Below are 19,910 nucleotides of genomic sequence, written 5' to 3' on the forward strand. Positions count from 1 at the left end.
CACGTGAAGCAGGCTATTTTCAACCATCGATCGAATGGTGGCGACGCGGCCAGTTTGGCTTGGGTCCGCAGGAGGCTAGGAGTGGAAGACGAGGTCTGAACTCGCTCCCGTTGTCACTGACGATCATCTTCGGCTTGCCACGCTTCTCGATGATCCGATCCAGCTCGCGAGCAACCCGAAGGCCCGAGAGCGATGTATCGGCGACGAGCCCCAGGCATTTCCTGGTGCAATCATCGACGATCGTCAGTACCCGGAACCTGCGGCCATCGGTGCGCTGATCCGACGCGAAGTCCAGCGACCAGCGGTCGTTGGCCGTTGACAAGCCGCAGCGAGATGATCTATCGAGCGTTAACGGTAATGGATTCTGCCTGGCATAGAGCCGAACCGCTTCCCTGACGAAGCTGATGACTCCTACTCGACGCTAACTACGCGAAGGAGTAGAGCCGTGCCTGGAAGTCAAAATCCGTATCCTGTTTCCCTGACTGATCCTTGTGATGGAACGTCGTTCGCATGACGCCCGCATCGATTTTCGGTCTTCGTCTTCAACAGATCCGCAGCCTCGCAAAATGGATCGTCGTCGTCACTCCGATGGCAATGGCCGTGGGGTCGCTGGTTGCCCTGTTCCTCCGGGGCCTTGACCGGGCGACGGAACTGCGTTTCGAATTTTCCTGGCTGATCTATCTGATGCCGCTTGCGGGCTTCGCGATGGTCTGGACCTATGGCAGGTTCGGCAAGTCGGCCGAGGGCGGCAACAACCTCATCGTCGATCAGATCCATGAACCGGGCGGCGGCGTGCCGTTGCGCATGGCCCCCCTTATTCTCGTGACAACGGTTCTGACGCATCTGGTTGGCGGCTCCGCAGGGCGTGAGGGCACCGCGGTGCAACTTGGCGGCAGCCTCGCAAGCGCGTTCGGCAAACTGTTCAAGCTCACCCCCTCCGATACCCGCATCCTTTTGATGGCCGGCATCGCGGCGGGCTTCGGCGCGGTTTTCGGAACGCCGATTGCCGGCGCCGTCTTTGCGCTCGAAGTGCTCACCATCGGGCGCATGCAATACGAAGCGCTGCTTCCCGCGCTGCTGGCTGCTGTCGTCGCCGACGGAACCTGCCACAGCTGGGGCATTGATCATGTCCATTATTCCATTTCCTACCTCTCTGGCGCAGGCATCGGCTTTCACCTTGATGCTCTTCTCATATTGAAGGTGGTGATCGCCGGCGTCGCCTTCGGTCTTGCCGCGCACTGCTTTGCCGAACTTTCCCACCTCGCATCCGCCGCCTACAGGACGCTGCTGCCCTATGCGCCGTTGCGTCCGGTGCTGGCGAGCGCCATCCTGCTTAGCCTCGTTCATGTTCTGGGGACACGCGCGTATCTCGGCCTCGGCGTCTGGTCTCCGAGCCCGGATGACGCAACCATCCTCGGTTTCTTCCGGCCAGAGCATGTCGATTACTGGAGCTGGGCCTGGAAAGGTCTGTTCACCATCGTGACACTCAGCGCGGGCTTCAAGGGTGGCGAGGTCACGCCGCTCTTCTTCATCGGCGCAGCTCTCGGCAGTGCGCTCGCAGGCGTGCTCGGTGCTCCGCCTGACCTGTTCGCGGCTCTGGGTTTCCTCGCCGTTTTCGCGGGCGCGACGAACACGCCGCTCGCCTGCGTGATCATGGGCACCGAACTCTTCGGCGCGACGCACGCCGTCTATGTCGCGATCGCCTGCTTCGTAGCCTATCTCTGCAGCGGCCATTCCAGCATCTATCTCTCGCAACGCGTCGGGGTGCCGAAAACGTCCGCCGCCAACCACCTTCCCCCGGATATCTCCGTCCGCCACATGCGCGACATGAGCGCTCGGGCGAGGAGAGATTTCCAGGCACAGATCCGCCTGCACTCGCTGAGGTCAACCGCAAACATTGCCGAAGGGCCGAGCGCCATGAACAGCCACAGGCTTTCCGCCCGCGAGGTCGGAATGGTTCGCATCTACATGAAACCGGAGGAGAACACCCTCAGCAAGGCTTCGTGGCTGGGCGGAGCCAAACCGCTCTGCCGGGAACTGGTCATGCAGGCGAAGGCGTCCGGCATCATGAATGCCACCGCCCACCACACGCATTTCGGTTACTCAAACGGCGGCAAGCTGCAGGACGGGGGTGGGGAGATCACGACCCCGGACCTGACCATGTGCGTCGAACTCATCGGCGAGCGCGAGCGGCTGGAACAGTTCTGCCAAACCCATGGGATGTTGCTGAAGGACAAGGTCATCATCTACAAGCACATCGAACACTGGCACGTACGGGATGCGTCACAGACGGAATGGGAGCCGTCGCAGCAAGACGCCCGCTGAGAACGGGCCACTCCGCGCTCGGCAAGGAGCTTCCTTGCCGGCGGGGAATTCACCTTTACCCCGATGAAGGCGCCGGCAGACGGGCAGCACCGGGATCAGGACGAGGCGGCGCCCGGCTTCGCGCGCTGACGCAGTCCAGCCACTTCATCGCCAGTCAGAGGGCGCACCTCGCCTTTTTCCAGATCTCCCAGCACGACGTCGCCGATCGCCACGCGCACCAGCCGCAGGCAGGCCATGTCAAGCACCTCGAGCATGCGGCGGATCTGCCGGTTGCGCCCCTCCTCCAGCACGATTTCCAGCCAGGCATTGCGCGCCCCGCTGCGGATCAGCGCGGCACGCCGGGCGCTCAGCCATTCGCCCTCGTGCTCAAGGCCGCGGACCATGGCCTGCAACTGCGCCTCGCCCGGGATAGCGTCAACTTGCACGTGGTAGGTCTTCGGCACATGCGTTTCCGGATCGAGCAACGCCTGGGCAAACTCGGTGTCGTTGGTAAACAGCAGCAGGCCTTCGCTTGCCTTGTCCAGCCGGCCGACGGGCGAGAGGTGGGTCTGATCCTGGCCTTTCAGGCAATCGAACACGGTTGGCCGTCCCTCGGGATCATGCCGCGTGGTAACGAGACCGCGGGGCTTGTTCAACATCAGATAGATCATCTGCTGCGCCACCACCGCTTCACCGTCGACGGCAATCCGGGCGATCTCGAGATCCACCCAGTGTTGAAGATCCCGCACCACGCGCTGGTCGACGCTGACGCGCCCGGCAAGGATGAGGCTCTCGGCCTGTGTGCGCGAACAGAAGCCGAGCTTGGACAGTGCCCGCGGCAGCGTGACGCGCTTGCCGCCGGCCGGCGCCTTCGGCGAACGTCCCCTGTCCGGTTTCTGCTCCTTCCGCCCTGCCGTCATGCTGTTCCATCTCCTTGCGGCCAATGCCCTGTTGACCGGCCTGTCCCTGCATTCTAGAGCCAAGGCGCGCTGATGCAAAACCACGCGCGCATAGCGATGCGGCCAGCGTCTGCCCGGCAATACGGCAGGCAACGCGCCATTGGAAGGGAGCATGACATTGAACCTGGACGACGTGACCCGCGAACTGGTGACCCTGCGCGATTTCTGGCGCTATGCCATCTCCCGCTTCAACGCGGCAAATCTAAGCTATGGCCACGGAACGACCACCGCCGGCGATGATGCCGCCTTCCTGCTGCTGGATTCGCTCGATCTGCCCATCGATGCCCTTGATCCTTTTCTTGATGCCCGCCTGCTGCCACACGAGCGCCGTCTGCTGGCGGAACGGATCGAGGCACGCGTGACCTCGCGCAAGCCGTCCGCATACCTGACCGGACGTTCCTATATCCAGGGTGTGCGCTTTCATGTGGATGAGCGAGTCATCGTGCCTCGTTCGCATATTGGCGAAATCCTGTTCCGCGAATATCTGGGCGGCCAGGGCTCCACCTTCCTGCCGGACCCCATGAGCGTGGAAAGCGCCGTCGATATCTGCACCGGCTCGGGCTGCCTGGCCGTGCTGGCCGCGAAATTTTTCCCGCAGGCTGCCGTGGACGCCGTCGACCTCTCCGAAGAGGCTCTGGAAGTGGCTCGCCTCAACCTTGCCGAACACGAAGTGGAGGACCAGGTTACGCTTCTTGCCGGCGACCTGTTTGCGCCGCTTGCCGGACGGCGCTATGATCTCATCATCACCAATCCGCCCTATGTCGATCACGCCGCCCTCGAGGGTTATCCGCCGGAATTCCAGGCCGAGCCGCGCCTTGCCCATAATGGCGGCGAGGACGGCCTCGATCTGGTTCGCGAGATATTGGCTGAGGCAGCCGCGCACATGAATCCCGGCGGTGGATTGATCTGCGAGATCGGCTCCGGCCGTGAAATCCTGGAAGAGGAATTCCCACATCTCGATTTCGTCTGGCTGGAAACGGCAGAATCGCAGGATGCGGTCTTCTGGCTTTCGGCAGAGGCACTTGGCGTCTCCTGACAGTCTTGCAAGGCGGACGGCCTGCCGGCCAGGAACCCTCGACGTCTTCCGCGAGATGCTTGCCCGTCCATTCCGCTCACAACACACCCGTTCACGTCAACGACGTTGCAGTCTGTCTTCTGTCGCCACCCGGCCATCCTTGGGATGATGAGTGTGGCAATCCACAGGCACCGCAACGCCGCCCAACGTGATCCCTTCACCAGCCCTTCCCAATCGCGGCGGCTTCGTACATGCCGTCAGCGCTTTTCATGGCTCACACTTGCTGCCAGAGGTCATGCTCCTCTGCGACATCGATTGCTTCAAAGCCATCAACCACAGGTCCGGCCGTAGGACCGACGACCATGTGCTCGTCGCTGTGGCGCGCGAACTGACCGGCACCATCGATGGCAGGAAGCGCATTGGCCGGTTTGGCGGTAAGCAACTCATGGTATTTGTCGCCGATGTGACCGAGAGTGACGCTGCCGGCGCGACCGAAACACGGCGCCGGCGTCTCCATTGGCATGGCTGGCAGCAGAACGAGGGAATTCACCGAGTCACCGTCCGTTTCTGCGTTTGCCTCGTTCCAGTGGCCAGGGAGATCTCACCGGTTGTCTGGCTATAGCAGACCGTGCGCTGTATTTCACGGAAGCACACGCCCGCAGACGCGTTTGCTCCGTTTCGCAGCGAGACCTCAATCTACCGGAGAGATCAGGGGATTTGCTTGAGACAAACAAAAACACGCAGCGTATGCAAGCGTCTTGTCGATTTTTACCTCGGTTGCTTTGAGGGATTTCGCACCAACAGCACGGATAACTGTCTTGCAAACCACCAGCCAACGCTGGCCACGCAAAAACAGTAGAAGACACAGGTAAGGAAGCGCCAGACCTGATCACCCCCTGGGGAAGAGTTCCTCGGCCCCATCGACGGACTGCAGCCTTTCGAAGCGCTCCGGCGGCATCAGTCGCATTTCCTCTTGCATCATGAGCGTGAGCTGCTGTGGCATTCCCGTCAAAAGATCGACGGCTTCAACGAGCGGTACGTAGAGAAGGACCGTGCGAATATCCTCCTGGACTTGATGGCGCGCGAGAGAAATTACCGTGGGTGAGACACGCCGCCACTGGAAAAACCTCGCCCGGATGACCGGATATTCAGACGGCGCGTAGCTTTGGGAATAACCCAGAAGCTTTGCCTGCTCCTGCGCCGTTCCGCCCAGAAACCAGCGGGCAAATGCCAATCGAGCCCAGAACATCCCGTCCGTAGGCTCGCAGGCCAGTGCCTTGCGTGAAACATCTTCAAGCTGTCGCAGTGCCAAGATCCAGTTGTCGCGGTCTTCACGCGGATCAATCTGGTCGGCCTTCCAGGTCACCAGATCCACAACGCCCGTTATCCCGTCCGACTGGCAATCCGCAAAGACGACATCGGCCTTTGCAATCGCCTCATCGACGGCCGCAAGCGATACGGGATCCTTGCTGTAAGCCACGCGGCGCACATTGACAATTTCGCGAGCGGCAATCGACGCGGGAACCGTCTTGACGGCAAGACCGCAGACAAAGGCTGCGGTCCCCAACATGACGAGCCCGATAAAAGGATCAGCTTTCATGATCCACGTAGTAGGAACTGTAGCGAGAGCTATAGTAATCCGACGAGCCATATTCGCGGTAGAGTTTCAGCTTCTGGACATCGACCTTGTTCAGGACCACACCAAGCGTCCGCTCTGCAATCTGGTGCTCGGCCTCCAGCGTCTGCTTGACCACCTTGCGCGCAATGCTACCCCACTCGACCACCATGATGAAGCCATCGACGCGACCGGCAATGGCACGCGCGTCCACAACGGGTGCAAGGGGGGGAAGATCGAGAACGACGTAGTCATATTCCGCACTGACCTTCGACAGAAGCTGCTGCATCTGCGGCGAGGCCAGGAGTTCCGACGAATGCGTGATACGGCGTTTCACGATCACCGGCAGGAAGTCGAGACCAGACTCGGCATCGCTCAGCAGCAGAGACTTGTAAGGCGCACCGGCTGTCAGCACTTCGAGAAGACCGGCATCGGCATGCTGGCCAAGCATACGAGTTGCACCCGGATTACGAAGGTCGCAATCGATCAACAGCGTACGACCGCTCTTTGCTGCGATCTGTGCGAAATTGACAGCAATTGTCGACTTGCCTTCGCCAGGTAGGCACGACACGAAGCCGACAACCTTATTGGGCTTCTGGACGTTGACATCGACCGCAATCTTGCAGCTACGCAAGGTTTCGGAGAAGGAGGACAAGGGATAGGCCAACGAGAAGTTGGAAATCGTGCTACGGAAATGCACTCTGCCAGGCGCCGCAGGTTCAACGCTCTCATTGTTCTTTTTAACAATTTCCGGTGTTGCGCCGAGATATTCGAGACCCAGTATGTCACGCACCTGGTCACCCGTCCGGAAGAAACGGTCCCGGAACTCGCGGAATGCCGCAATTGCGCCGCCAGCCATCAAGCCGAGCAGGACAGACGCAACCAGCACGAGCCCCTTGCGCGGGCTGCTGGGGCCGACCGGAGGAACCGGTCTCGTAATGATACGGGCTTCCGTCACCGGAAATGACTGCTGCTGAACCGCTTCCTGATAGCGTTGCAGGAACGTTTGGTAGAGATTGCGATAGGTTTCCGAAGACCGCTCGAGTTCGCGCAGCTGGACCTGCGTTTCGCTTGCCGCGACGCTGACATTGGTCGCGTTGCGGACACCTTCAGTGATATTGCGCTCGCGGGAACGCGCCACTTCCAGTTCGCTCTGATAGCTTTCGGCGATGCGGCGCAGTTCATCGAACATCAGACGTTCATATTCCGACATTTCCTGGCGCAAACGAACCGCCTGAATATGGTCTGGACCGAGACGCCGCGTAATATCAGCCTCAAGCTTGGACGCATTCAGATACTTTTCGCGCAAGGTGTTGATGACGGAACTGCCAAGCGCATCCGTGACGATTGCATCCGTCTTGCCGCTCGCAATGATTTCCTGGATTCTGTCATAGCGAGCCTGGGCCCTTGCGGTATCAGCACGGGCAACAATGAGCGCGCTGTTCAACTCCGTCAGTTGCTGGTCGGAAACCAGCGTATTGCCGGCCTGCACGAGGCCGTGCGCTGCGCGGAACTTCTGGACCGCAAGGTCGGATTCAAGCGATTGCTGCCGCAGTTCCTCAATACGATCCTGCAGCCATTCACCGGCACGGCGCGTTGCCTGGTACTTCGCATCGAGCTTGTCGTTCAGGTAGGATTCCGCAATCCCATCGGCAATTTGCGCGGCTAAGGCTGGCGTCACGGCGGTAAAGCCAATTTCCAGCACATAGGCACGTCCGACACGCTGTACACTGAGACCACCTTGAACGCGCGCAAGGGCACTGCGCCGCTTTGCCTCGACAGGATCCATGGCGCCGTCATCGACGGCGCTTTCCGGGCCAAGCTCTGCAAGACCACTGCGCAAAAGACCAACCACCATGGACACGACAGAACTGCTTGATGCCATAAACTGCGGATTATCCTGCAAGCGCAGTCTGTCCACTGTCGAAAGACCAATGCTGTCGGATTTCAACAACTCAACCTGGCTGAGGACAGAAGCCTCGTCGTCCAGAGCGCCCCCGATGGTTGAGAGCTGTTGAACAATCTCACTGTTGCCACGATCGATCAAAACACGCGTCGTTGCTGTATACATGGGCACCGCCGTGATCAGGTAGACCACGCCCAGCACCAAAGCTACGAAAACAGCCACCAGCAGAACAATCCACTGACGCCGCAGCATGGCTATAATGTGCTCGGCGTCGATGGCCGGCACCGTATTCTCGGTCAAGCCTGCATCGTTTGTTTCCGGAAATACGGCGCGCTGGTTCACTGCTCTACCCTAATCACTCAAAAAGAGATTGTATCAGCCATTCGTCGTGGGACTGACCACGACCGTACCGCCGCCGCCAGTGTTCGACCCGCCACTTGAGGTGCCACCATCCGCACCCGAGAAGGTGCCGCTTCCACTGGAACTCGTTGTTGTCGTGTTCGTTGAAGCAATACCACCGCCCGTGCCACCACCGCCAGCCGCACCACCACCAGCAGTACCGATCGCGCCGCCACCAGCCGTTCCAATCGCACCGCCACCGGCCACACCGGTTTCGGCAGTCTGCGTGTCACCTGGCGTACCAGTGCGCTGAGCGGCAGAAGCAAGCTGCGTGCTGGAGGCAACAGCAACCTGGATCTGCGCCGCAGCAGCCGGATTACCCTGGGTGGCCAGAGTGTTCGCAGCGATATTGGAGCCGGCAACCAGAGCGGCAGACTGGGCAGAACTTGCAGACAGGGCGGCAGCCTGAAGAGCAGTCAACGCCTCCGTCATCTTGTTCGCGCCAACGGCGGCAAGCAGCAGCGAGGCCACATAGTTCGGAAGCGCATCAACGCCCACAGCCAGAATGCTCTGGGGGTTACCGAGAAACGCTGCAAGCTGCTCCGGCGTTGCCGGCGCAACAGCCGGCGCCTGCTGCTCAGTCTGAGCAGGCGCAGCATTCGATGCAGGAGGCGTCGTTTGAGCGAAGGCCGGCGACGCAACCAAAAGAGCCGACACGATCAGTTGAGCATTACGAATTTTGAGGCCCATGACGAGCGAACTCCCTGTTAAGTTTCACTTGACCATAAAGTCCAAGACGAGATGAAATTCAAGCTTTCCATATCGCCTTGGAGCAAGAGGTTTCATTATCCCTAACGACGCCGGATAAGATCCAGCATTGTCAGTTGTTTCTCAGATTGTCACGCGTATTGACAACATTGTTGACCGACGACGTGGCAGAATTCAGGATCGTCAGGAACTTCGTAAGTTCAACACCATCAGACGTCGAGACGTAGAGAACATCCTTGTTCTGCATCGGGAATTTCTGAATGGCGAAGAAACCCGCCGGATCCCGCAGATTGGCACGGAAGATCACCGGAACCTGATCCGAGTGGAAGCGCTTCGTGTCGACGCCGAGGCCTGTCAGAAAATCGCGGCTGACGAGACGATACAGGAACACGCCCGTCGGCTCCGCCTTGTCATCCAAAAGACCGCCAGCCTTTGCAAGCGCGTCACCCAGCATCAGATCAGAATCCTGGAAGTCGATACTCCCGCTCTGACCGGTTACCCCGAACGCCAGATAGGTGCGGCGCTCGCGACGAACGATCACCGTGTCTCCGGGCTGGACATAGATGTTTTCATTCGAATTTCGCGCGAGAAGATTGTAATCGACCGTCGCCTGACGGCCGCCGCGCTGCACCGTAATGGTCGTTTCCGCAGCAGGACCGCTCAAACCGCCCGCTTCGGAAATAACATCCAGCACACGCTCACCGGCGGGGCTCAACGTAATCTTTTTCGGCGAATTGACATCGCCAAGAACGGACGCCTCCATGGAACGGCTTTCCGAGACGGTCAGCACCACCTGCGGCTCGATCGCGCGATTGGCCAGCCGGCTGGCAATATCGACCTGCACATCATCGACACGGCGTCCGGCCGCGCGAATGGTTCCCGCGTAAGGCACCGTGATATTGCCCTGACGGTCCACGGTCTGGTTGGGCAGCGTGATGTAGTTGCCCGGACGGGCACCTGCATCTGCGGGAATGAACAACCCGCCAGCCTGAGCCTCGAAGACGGCCACCTGAACCACATCGCCAACGCCGAGCAGAATGTCCGGAGCACCGCCCCTGCCGCCACCGAAGCCGCCACGCAAGCTGCCAGACGTTGCCTTGGACACATGCTGCAGAACCGAAGCATTGATATCGACCAATGCATAATCGATACCAACCTTCTGGTCCGGCGAAGCAACCTTCACCGAAGCACCCGAGTCAACCGCCCGCTGGTCCGGCCCGGAACGCGGAAGCCCGGCACAACTCGCCAAAAAGCTGACCATAGCAATTGATAAAATACGATTTGCTTTCATCCCCATCAGTCCCGCCATATCATTGAGAGGTTGCTCATACTAAATTACGGATAGCCAATCGGCTCCAGTCTTTTCTGCCGCATCGCACACTTTTCAAGGAATCCCGAATGTACGTGTAGCAAATACACCACAACATTATGGTTAACTTTCCCTTTCACCGGAGGATTTTCGACCTCCGCTGATGGAAGCAACCATTCCGAGATAGATCAGCCACCACGTTGCAAAGCCAGGAATCTGCAACGAGAAGTCAACAAGGGAATGCACAGCCACCAGAACGCACGTGGCAATACCACCCACCACGAATAGCCGGCGACTTTTTCGATGCAAAATGCCACGCCGCAGTAACAGAGATATTGCCGCGAGCATAGCAACAAGAACGACAAGGAAGGGAATACCGAGGGCCAGAAGACCGTCGAGATAAACATCATGCGCCATGTTCCAGACACCCGCCATCCCGCAGCTGGCATCGCGATAGGCTGGGAAAACGTTGATAAACGCACCCGGACCGATTCCGAATGGCAAGCCGTCGTGAATGGCGGCGAGGATTCCCGGCAGAACGCAGAAACGGCTATCGTCAACACCCTGTATCTCGGCGCGCAACACAACGCGCCCCGCAAACAGGCTGGCCACCAGCAACAGGATCAACAGAACGGCGACCACTTTCAGCAGGCGTGCCTTGACACTCGACGTTGGCTGCCCAGCGAAGCCGGCCCTTTGCGAAGGCACGGGAGGAAAAAACGTCGCTGCGGCAAACATCACTAACAAAGCGACAAACGTTGCGAATACGCCCCCACGCGAACTCGTCGCCAGCACTGCGCCGAAGGATGCACAGGTCAGCAAGACCCACAACAATGCCTTGCGCGCAGACCAGCCAGAGCGATTATAAAACAGGGAACTGCCGGGAATGACCTGAAACTGCAGTCCCTTGAAATGGCTAAGAAGAGCAATCAGGCTCACACCATAGAAGGTCGCAGCCGTGTTTCGGTTCACGAAAGGCGCGGTCAAGTTGCCGAGATAGTGCAGCTTCTCGCCCAGCATCAGCGAATGCGGGAAAGCAACATATTGAAATAGTGCAAAGACCGCCAGGCAACCTCCGGAAACGGCAAAGACCCAAAGCGCCCGCTCCACGGCCGAATCGCGGCGGAACAGCATGAGCACGCACAGCAAGGTCATTGCTGGCAGACTGATGGCCACAACGCCACCGCGCACCACGCCGGGGGTCGGCGAAACGGATGCATCGGCAGCAATTCCCATCTCGGCAAGCGCTGTCCAGGCAGAGTGCCCCGCCAAGCCGAACGGCGCAGGCATGCCCTGAAATTCGCACCAGAAGACAACGAGCACCCAGCAAGCAAGCGCTGTCTTGAACAGACCGCCGGTCGCCCGGGGAAGCCCCATGGCAAAATAGGCAAGCGCCAGGGATGACGCCATCAAGATTGCTGCCAGACCTGCGGCGATCGGATAAACCGCGCCGTGCGTCAGCATCGTGATCGTGATGGACAGGATAAACAGAACGGTTGCTGTCCGCCGAAGCAGACGCGTCTTCATATCTTCATCGGCGGGAATCACCGATTTATCCGATTTGTGCGCGGCAGACGCGATTGTTGCAGATCTCGCTACCAATCCACTCTTGTCCTTGGTTAACATAAATCGATGCTGTGAAGACCGGTGCACTAAGGCGCAAGCCGTAAAATCTTTCAAGCGCTAAATTAAGCGGCAGCCGATCCACCAGGCACATAATTCTGAAAACCTGTCGCGACTTCATTTCGATACACTCGCCGTACTTGCCATCGAAAAATGCGACATCGCTCAAATTGAACTGATCCGCTTAAAGTCACCTCATCTTCTCGACGCGTAAAACCGTCTCAGAAAGGCGCAACCCGCAGCGGTGCGCGGAAACCTGAACGGGACAAAGTGATGAGTCGCATTCCTTTCGCCTGCGCCGTGACGCTGATGATGCTGTCGAGTGTCTCCCCGGCACTGGCCATCGGCCCCGGGGGCCTTGCAGCACCGACCCAGAAGAAAATCATTCACATCGCTGCCGCAAAGCCGACCCTTGCTCCCTTCGCCTATGTGACGTTTTGCGTGGCGCACGGGGATGAATGCCACACGCGCAATGCGGCTTCAACACTTGTTCTGACGCCCAACCTGATGCGCGAACTGAGGCGTGTGAACGCGGAGGTAAATGCAGCGATCATGCCGATGAACGACGCGCCCGGCCGCGATTCATGGGACATGGATGTTCGCTACGGTGACTGCGAGGACTATGTCCTGACAAAACGCAGCCGCCTGACAAAACTCGGCTGGCCCGCCAACAAGCTGCGGATCGCCGTGACGATGACCCGCAACAACAACGGCCACGCAGTGCTTGTGGTCAGCACGGACAAGGGTGACCTCGTGCTGGACAACCGGATGGATGAGATCAAGAACTGGCAGGACACGGATCTGCAATGGCTGAAGATCCAGTCGGAAGAAAATCCGCTTTTCTGGAATGAGGTCTCAGCCACTGGCAGAAAAGGATAGCCCCCTGGAATCGCGGATCGACGTCATCCCGGACGAATTCGGAAAGAAAAAACCCGCACTCGAAGCTTTTACTTGACGACTTGCCACAACTGATCCACCTCCGTCTGAACAGGATATTGTCCATCGAATAATCTACGGCGGCATGACGATAGAGAGCGATCAACAGGCCATCGGCAAGCTGCCGCGTCCGAGGGGTCGCTGGGCGCTGATGATCTGGCTTCTTCTCGCGACCGGCGCGACCATCGGCACGGTGCTGTTTGCCAATGATGCGCGCAACTGGAAACTGCTGCAAAAGCGTCTTGGCATCCATACCCCAGAAAAGACCACAGAGCGGATCCACAAGACCTCCCGCGCCGGCGCGCGCGTTGCCGGGCAATGGCTGATCAGTCTGTCTCCCGCCCTGCCGGCAACGCGGTTCGAAGCCGTTGTCGAGCCTGCGCAGCAATGCGCGGCCCTGGCAGACCCCGGGCAGGACAAACCACAATACACGGTGGATGGCGAAGGCAACTGGCAATGCCTTGCCTTCTGGTCTGCCGCACCGTCTCCGGATGCAGCCGCGGTTTTCCTTCAGGTTCGCGGAGACAAGATGCACAGCATCACATCCTGGCGCATGAAACTCAGCAAGGCCGATACCGATGGCAGCGAGATTCTCCTGCATGGTTTTGCCATGCTGCAACATATTGTCCACCCTGTTTCACTGGAGCCGGACTTGCAGACGGTCATCCGTGACAAGACGGAAAAGTGGCAGGATTTCTATTCCGTTCTCGGCCCCTACGTGATCACATTCCGGCAAGAGCTACTGGATCCCAAACGCTTCAATCTTTTTGCATTGAAGCGTCGCGTGGATCGCTATCCGCTGGAACCGGCAGCCCAGGATCTCCGTGCGGTGGGCAACCATATGTCACATCCATAACCGCGAGTGCCAACCGCACCACACGCAAAGAACACATCCGGGAGACGTTACGGTGGTCACGACTTACGCAATCGTGTTCAATCAATTGCTTTTTTAGGCCTTGACCGCAGCGCAAGAGAGCCCCAAGTGTCGGCAGAAAAATAATTTGGCAATTGGTTTCGACATAGTCTTGTCCGTATGTTCAATATTTTGAGGCACCATTAAGTCTTCAGGGCCTCGGTTACCGTTGTCTCGGTGTGTGAGCATAGCCTTGACAGGGTTATGCGAAATGGAAGGTGCAGATTGACGTCACTTAAGCAGCTGTTGGATTGGCTCCGGGGAAAGCGGGTACACGCGTCTCCCCTTGCGTCCCGTCAGCGGCTGGACCTCGGTGAACAACCACCCGCCTACGCAATCTATGCCATTGGCGATATCCATGGCTGCATCCGCGAACTCATCGAGGCAGAACACCGGATCATGTCCGACATCGAAGCATCCGGCGTTCCAGGGCTGGTGGTGCTTCTGGGAGACTATATCGACCGCGGACCGGATTCTGCCGCCGTTCTCAACCATCTGAGCCGTCCAAGCCCGCAGGGCCTTCGCCGCCTTGCCCTGTGCGGCAATCACGACGAGATGTTCCTGCGTTTTCTCACCGATCCGCGCAACGCCGCGACCTGGCTTGAGTTCGGTGGGCGTGAAACGCTGATGTCCTACGGGGTGAATATCGAGTTGTTCCAAAAGCGTGACCGGATCGATTTCACTGCTCTGAGGCAGCTTCTGGATGAAGCCATTCCGTTGTCGCACATCGATTTTATCCGCAAGATGCCGTCGAGCCTGAAGCTTGGCAGCTATGTCTTCACCCATGCTGGCATTCGGCCGGGCATTCCACTGGAAGAGCAGACGGACGAAGACCTGCTCTGGATCCGCGAACCGTTCCTGTCTCGCGGTCCGGAACTGCCGCTCACCGTCGTTCACGGCCACACACCGGTGCCAGAACCAGAATTCAAGCCGGGACGTATCGCCATTGACACCTGTGCCTATGCGACCGGTCGCCTCTGCGTCCTGAAGATCTATCAGGAAGACGCCGTTTTGCTTTAAAACGGATCATGATCGTTTAAAGTCGCGCCTCGCGCCCTGTGGTTTCGCGCCTGTCGCTTTCGCAAGGCTGCGGGATCCTTTGGACAACATCCATTCACGCCCATCCAGAACGCAAAAGCGCCGCCCCTCAGGATGGGCGGCGCCTTGAGATCAGATATTCCGGTATCGTCAATCCGCTTTACCGATGGCATGATAGTCAAAGCCATGGGCTTCGACCTCGGACGCGCGATAGACATTGCGCAGATCCACGAAGACCGGAGTCACCATCAGCGACTTCAGACGTGGCAGGTCCAACGCGCGGAACTGATTCCATTCGGTCACGAGGACCAGAGCCGCAGCGCCTTCCGCCACCTGATAGGGGCCGGAGGCGAATGCGATGTCCATCATCTGGCGGGCATTGTCGATACCTTCCGGATCGTAGCCCGAAACGATAGCTCCGGCATCCTTCAGGGTCTGGACAATCGCAATCGCAGGGCTGTCACGCATGTCATCGGTATTCGGCTTGAAGGTCAGGCCGAGAATGCCGATCTTCTTGCCGCGTACGTCCCCGCCGAGTGCCGCAATCACGCGGCGGCCCATGGCGCGCTTGCGATTGTCGTTGATCGCAATGGTGGTCTCGATCAGACGGACCGGGCTGTCATGGTCCTGCGCGGTCTTGACCAGTGCCAGCGTATCCTTCGGGAAGCAGGAGCCACCATAACCCGGACCGGCATGCAGGAACTTGGAACCGATACGACCATCAAGGCCGATGCCGCGCGACACGTCCTGCACATCCGCACCCACCCGCTCGCAAAGATCGGCGATCTCGTTGATGAAGGTAATCTTCATCGCCAGGAAGGCGTTGGCAGCGTACTTGATCAGTTCCGACGTCCGGCGACCGGTAAAGACAAGCGGCGACTGGTTGAGATAGAGCGGACGATAGACTTCGGTCATGACCCCTCGCGCCCGGTCGTCGGTGACACCGACAACGATGCGGTCCGGTCGCTTGAAGTCGTCGATGGCCGCGCCTTCGCGCAGGAATTCGGGGTTTGAGACGACCGCGAAGTCTGCCTCCGGATTGGTTTCACGAATGATACGCTCAACCTCATCACCGGTGCCGACCGGCACGGTCGACTTCGTCACGACAACCGTGAAGCCCTTGATCGACTGGGCAATCTCAGCGGCAGCCGCATAGACATAGGAAAGGTCCGCATGGCCATCGCCACGGCGTGACGGCGTTCCGACCGCGATGAAAACAACATCCGCCGCCTCGACGGCAGGGCCGAGTTCGGTTGTGAAGGACAAGCGGCCGGCGGAGCGATTGGAGGCCACGAGTGCATCAAGGCCAGGCTCATAGATCGGCATGATGCCGTTGTTGAGTGCCGCGATCTTCTCGGCGGCCTTGTCGACGCATACCACATCGTGGCCGAAGTCAGCGAAGCAGGCACCCGAAACAAGTCCGACATAGCCGGAGCCAACCATGACTATACGCATTCACTATTCCTCATCGAGAGAGTTTCAACATCTTCAGTGGAACCGGACCGACATCACCTTATTGCATCGCAACATTACACGCCCAAATCAACCAGGCCATGGGTTTCAGACGGCGCTCCCCGCGCTGCGGCGGCACATCCGGCGCTCAAGCCTTTTCCCGACCATAGTCATCCTCCAGACGAATGATATCGTCCTGTCCCAGATAGGCGCCCGTCTGGACCTCGACCATCTCGAGGGGAATTTTGCCAGGATTGTGTAGCCGATGTACCTCACCCTGGGGGATAAAGATGGATTCGTTTTCACGGATCAGTCGCACCTGGTCGCCGATCGTGACTTCCGCAACCCCCTTCACGCACACCCAATGCTCCGCGCGGTGATGGTGGCGCTGCAGCGAAAGCCGCTTGCCCGGCAGGACAAAAAGCCGGTTGACCTGGAAGCGGTCGCCATCAAGAAGCGCGGTCAATCCACCCCACGGACGATAGGACGTCGGATGGGTTTCCGTGAGCTTTGCCGTATGGACCTCCGCCGCAAGACGCTTCACCAGCTTGCCCACGTCCTGACTATCCTCCAGCCGCCCCACATAGACGGCATCCTCGCTGGCGATCACAGCCAGATCCTTCACCCCCTGCACGGCCAGATGGCCGGCACGCGAGACGATCAGCGAGTTTTCGGCATTGACCAGGGTTGCATTGCCGAGCACGACGTTGCCGGCCTCGTCCTTGGCGCCAAGCTTCCACACGGCATCCCAGCTGCCGAGATCGGACCAGGCAAAGGCCGCAGGAACAACGGCGGCATTCGAGGTCTTTTCCATGACCGCGTAATCAATGGAGATATCGGGGCTTGCCGCAAAGCTTTCCGGGTCCAGTCGCACGAAATCAAGATCCCGATGCGCCTTGGCAACGGCAGCAACGGCGGCCTCCAGGACAACAGGGGCAAACGCACGCAATTCGTTCATCAAAAGCCCGACGCGGCACATGAAGATGCCGGAATTCCAGGAGAAACCGCCGGCGGCCAGCATTTCCTCAGCCTTTGCCAGCGGCGGCTTTTCCACAAAACGGCGCAGTTCCCTGGCCCCCGTCGGCAAGATGTCGCCCTGCTCGATATAGCCGTAACCCGTGGCCGGCTCCGTCGGCCTGATGCCGAAAGTCACGATCTTGCCGGAGATCGCGGTGTCACGGGCGATGCGGATCGCATCCAGATAGAGATCGCCAGCGTCGATCTCATGGTCAGATGCCAGCAGTTGCAGCACGGCGTCCTCGCCGAACCCCTCGACCAGATAGGCACAGGCTGCAGCAATGGCCGGGGCCGTGTTGCGCGCCACCGGCTCCAGCAGAATACCGGACAAGGCAACCCCTATATCCCGTGCCTGCTCGGCCACGAGGAAGCGGAAATCCTGGTTGGTAATGACAACCGGCGCCTCATAAAGCGACCTGTCGGCTACACGCAGAAGCGTTGCCTGAAAGAGCGTGCGATCGCCGGCGACTTGAATGAACTGCTTTGGCGCACTGGAGCGCGACAACGGCCAGAGCCTCGTACCCTTTCCACCGGCCATGATGACGGGGATGATCTTCTGGCTCATAGCAAACTCCGGATATATGGATGAAAAAGCCCTGCAGAGAGGTTGCAACACCACCTCGGCATTTTCCCGTGTTCAAGCACACAGTGCCGCCCCATCGCAACAGGGAGATGCCAACAGGGTTTCCAACAGGAAGACAGGAAGCGCCCGCCTTTCGCGGGCGCCGCATTCAGAAGCCCTGACCGGACGTCAGTTCAGATCGAATGGTGCCGAGAATGATCTTGAGGTCCATCCAGATCGAAAAGTTATCGACGTAATGGAGATCGCAGGCAATCCGCGCCCGCGCCTTCGACGGCCGATCCGTCGGGCCGCGCAGTCCACGCATCTGGGCAAGGCCGGTAATGCCGGGCTTCATCAGATGGCGCCGATGATAATCCTGCACCAGATCTTCGTAAGGGATACCGGCGGCCAGCATGCCAATGGCATGGCAGCGGGGACCAACAAGAGACATCTCGCCCTTGAGAACATTCAGCAACTGAGGCAGCTCATCGATATTCGTGCGACGAATGACACGTCCGACACGGGTAATGCGCGGATCATCCTTGATCGTCTGCGCCACACCCGTCGGGTCACAGCGTTCAACATACATCGAACGAAACTTGTAGACGCGGATCGGCTTGCAGCCCTGCCCCCAGCGTGTCTGCCGGAACAGGACAGGCCCACGACTTTCCAGACGGATCATCAGGGCGACACTCAGCAACAGGGGCGCCAGAACGATCAGCGCACCCAAAGACACCGCAACGTCCAGCAAACGCTTCGCCGAAAGATGGAAAGCTCGTGAAAACCGCGTACGGGATGCAAAACCAAGCCCTGCTCCGGACGCATCGTCATAATCCCAGAGCAAATGACCACCACCCAAAGACACAACAGATTGTTCCTTGTGCATATCGGTTGCCGCCACTGAAACCACCCACTGAATATTGAAAATGTGATCGTCCGCCAAGAATAGATACTCCATATTCCGGAACGGATTCAGAGTCACCAATTAATTTAACCCGCTGTAAAACATGCCGTATGCAAACTGGTGTATGTGACCCAATCATCACATGAAATATTCAAGCCATGCAGGATGATCATGACTGCACCGATCTACAGTCACAGCAACCGGAACCGGAGAGGCTCGCCGCGCCACTTGCCACGGACACGGATCGGCAGAGTCCGGGAAAAAAGAGAAATCAGGAAAGGAAGGCGGGCCTTGATGCGCGAGGTTTCAAGTCAAAATCCAATCGCCACGAGGTTTTCACCCTACAGCTTCAACCCGGTCATTTCAGCAAGCTTCGCAAGCTTCGCCTCCCGCCCGGACAAGTGCCGTATGGCGCGGTCAAACTCCAGCACCTTGGCTCCCACCAGGAAGCGATACCAGAAGCCCTGCAGAAAATGGTAGCAAAGCCCCTCCAATCCATCGAGAAAGCCGAGCTGGAAAATATACCGGTAAATAAAGTAGCCAAAAGAGGATACCGGAAACGGAATCCGATTATAGATCTTTTCCTTGATGAACCGCTTGAGAGACGCCTGCAGTGACGATGCATCCTTGGTCAGCGCGGCGTCCGTTGCGAACAGATGGTAACGCTGATTCAGTACATCCACGGCTTCCCGGTTGGCATATCTGTTATGCTTGTCGGTGAAGAAAGTGAGGTCATTCAGATTGTGGTCGGAGAACGGGTGGTCGAACAGCACCGTGCGCCCCCCCCACACCATGATGTGTTCATCCATCCAGCGGTCTTCAATGCGCCCCTGCCCCTTGCGCCAGATACGCGTGAGGATCAACGGATAACGGCCACCGTGACGCACCCACCGATCGAGGAAGATATGCTTCCGCTTCAGGTTCACCGCGGCAACGTCTGATCCCAGGGTCGGCAATTTCTCGCAGATCTCGGCGGCCAGAGCCGGTTCGATTACCTCATCCGCATCAAGCCGCATGATCCAGTCGGCCGTGATCGGCGCATTGTCGAGCCCCCACTGGAATTGCCGTGAGTAATTCGTCCAGGGATTGAACAACACCTGAGCGCCATTGGCCTTGGCAATCTCGACGGTGGCGTCTTTCGAACCGGAGTCGATCACGAAGATCTCCTTCGCGAAAGACTTCACGTGCGTGATCGCCCGTTCGATATGAAGGGACTCGTTGTGGGTCAGGATAAGGACACAAACACTCAT

General features: G+C 58.8%; 16 protein-coding genes, 1 pseudogene and 1 riboswitch. Of the genes and pseudogenes, 5 read left to right on the top strand and 12 right to left on the bottom strand.

Going from position 1 to position 19,910, the window contains the following annotated elements; translation table 11 throughout:
- Positions 1-97: 97 nt before the first annotated feature.
- Positions 98-310 (bottom strand): annotated as a pseudogene (locus tag F3H95_RS03575) (DDE-type integrase/transposase/recombinase); the annotation flags it as partial.
- Between the two features lie 34 nt (positions 311-344).
- Positions 345-421, top strand: a riboswitch (Fluoride riboswitch).
- Positions 422-510: 89 nt separating this feature from the next.
- On the opposite strand from F3H95_RS03575, the gene F3H95_RS03580 reads away from it, so the two are divergent.
- Positions 511-2,325, top strand: coding sequence for a DUF190 domain-containing protein (locus F3H95_RS03580; RefSeq protein ID WP_149744950.1), 1,815 nt, complete (start codon positions 511-513; stop codon positions 2,323-2,325).
- A 95-nt stretch (positions 2,326-2,420) separates the two neighbouring features.
- On the opposite strand, the gene F3H95_RS03585 is transcribed toward F3H95_RS03580, so the two are convergent.
- Positions 2,421-3,224 carry a pseudouridine synthase gene (locus F3H95_RS03585; protein ID WP_149744951.1) on the bottom strand — a complete coding sequence of 268 codons (804 nt, stop codon included), beginning with the start codon at positions 3,222-3,224 and terminating at the stop codon, positions 2,421-2,423.
- A 151-nt stretch (positions 3,225-3,375) separates the two neighbouring features.
- Here F3H95_RS03585 and prmB point away from each other — a divergent pair, with 151 nt between their 5' ends.
- On the top strand, positions 3,376-4,299 hold the full coding sequence (gene prmB / locus F3H95_RS03590) for a 50S ribosomal protein L3 N(5)-glutamine methyltransferase (RefSeq protein ID WP_149744952.1): 924 nt from the start codon (positions 3,376-3,378) through the stop codon (positions 4,297-4,299).
- 253 nt (positions 4,300-4,552) lie between these two features.
- On the opposite strand, the gene F3H95_RS27415 is transcribed toward prmB, so the two are convergent.
- From F3H95_RS27415 to F3H95_RS03620, 6 genes are all read right to left on the bottom strand, one after another.
- A complete protein-coding gene (locus tag F3H95_RS27415; protein ID WP_244617860.1) occupies positions 4,553-4,828 on the bottom strand; it encodes a hypothetical protein in 276 nt (91 codons plus the stop codon).
- Positions 4,829-5,167: 339 nt separating this feature from the next.
- Positions 5,168-5,878, bottom strand: coding sequence for a hypothetical protein (locus tag F3H95_RS03600; protein WP_149744954.1), 711 nt, complete (start codon positions 5,876-5,878; stop codon positions 5,168-5,170).
- Positions 5,868-8,084, bottom strand: coding sequence for a polysaccharide biosynthesis tyrosine autokinase (locus tag F3H95_RS03605; protein WP_244617879.1), 2,217 nt, complete (start codon positions 8,082-8,084; stop codon positions 5,868-5,870). Before F3H95_RS03605 ends, F3H95_RS03600 begins: the two co-directional genes overlap by 11 nt.
- Before the next feature lie 90 nt (positions 8,085-8,174).
- Positions 8,175-8,888, bottom strand: a complete 714-nt coding sequence (locus F3H95_RS03610) for a hypothetical protein (protein WP_149744955.1) — start codon at positions 8,886-8,888, stop codon at positions 8,175-8,177.
- A 130-nt stretch (positions 8,889-9,018) separates the two neighbouring features.
- Positions 9,019-10,203, bottom strand: a complete 1,185-nt coding sequence (locus tag F3H95_RS03615; protein WP_244617861.1) for a polysaccharide biosynthesis/export family protein — start codon at positions 10,201-10,203, stop codon at positions 9,019-9,021.
- Positions 10,204-10,338: 135 nt separating this feature from the next.
- The gene (locus F3H95_RS03620; RefSeq protein WP_149744956.1) at positions 10,339-11,841 is read right to left on the bottom strand and encodes a hypothetical protein; all 1,503 of its coding nucleotides are present in this window, start codon (positions 11,839-11,841) and stop codon (positions 10,339-10,341) included.
- Positions 11,842-12,147: 306 nt separating this feature from the next.
- On the opposite strand from F3H95_RS03620, the gene F3H95_RS03625 reads away from it, so the two are divergent.
- The 3 genes from F3H95_RS03625 to F3H95_RS03635 all read left to right on the top strand — a co-directional run bounded on the left by F3H95_RS03625 (position 12,148) and on the right by F3H95_RS03635 (position 14,707).
- The gene (locus F3H95_RS03625) at positions 12,148-12,717 is read left to right on the top strand and encodes a transglutaminase-like cysteine peptidase (protein WP_244617862.1); all 570 of its coding nucleotides are present in this window, start codon (positions 12,148-12,150) and stop codon (positions 12,715-12,717) included.
- A gap of 208 nt (positions 12,718-12,925) precedes the next feature.
- A complete protein-coding gene (locus F3H95_RS03630) occupies positions 12,926-13,630 on the top strand; it encodes a DUF6030 family protein (protein ID WP_280177826.1) in 705 nt (234 codons plus the stop codon).
- 261 nt (positions 13,631-13,891) lie between these two features.
- Entirely contained in the window at positions 13,892-14,707 is an 816-nt protein-coding gene (locus F3H95_RS03635) for a metallophosphoesterase family protein (RefSeq protein WP_143125147.1), read from the top strand.
- Positions 14,708-14,875: 168 nt separating this feature from the next.
- On the opposite strand, the gene F3H95_RS03640 is transcribed toward F3H95_RS03635, so the two are convergent.
- The 4 genes from F3H95_RS03640 to F3H95_RS03655 form a co-directional block, all read right to left on the bottom strand.
- Positions 14,876-16,180: a UDP-glucose/GDP-mannose dehydrogenase family protein gene (locus F3H95_RS03640; RefSeq protein ID WP_143125125.1), complete on the bottom strand. Its 1,305-nt coding sequence runs from the start codon at positions 16,178-16,180 to the stop codon at positions 14,876-14,878.
- A 145-nt stretch (positions 16,181-16,325) separates the two neighbouring features.
- Positions 16,326-17,759 carry a mannose-1-phosphate guanylyltransferase/mannose-6-phosphate isomerase gene (locus tag F3H95_RS03645; protein ID WP_149744959.1) on the bottom strand — a complete coding sequence of 478 codons (1,434 nt, stop codon included), beginning with the start codon at positions 17,757-17,759 and terminating at the stop codon, positions 16,326-16,328.
- A 166-nt stretch (positions 17,760-17,925) separates the two neighbouring features.
- Positions 17,926-18,699, bottom strand: a complete 774-nt coding sequence (locus F3H95_RS03650; protein ID WP_348530039.1) for a sugar transferase — start codon at positions 18,697-18,699, stop codon at positions 17,926-17,928.
- A gap of 302 nt (positions 18,700-19,001) precedes the next feature.
- Complete coding sequence (locus F3H95_RS03655) at positions 19,002-19,910, bottom strand: glycosyltransferase family 2 protein (protein WP_149744960.1); 909 nt, start codon at positions 19,908-19,910, stop codon at positions 19,002-19,004.

It is taken from the genome of Rhizobium sp. RU35A (assembly GCF_900156005.1).
Classification (GTDB): Bacteria; Pseudomonadota; Alphaproteobacteria; order Rhizobiales; family Rhizobiaceae; genus Neorhizobium; species Neorhizobium straminoryzae.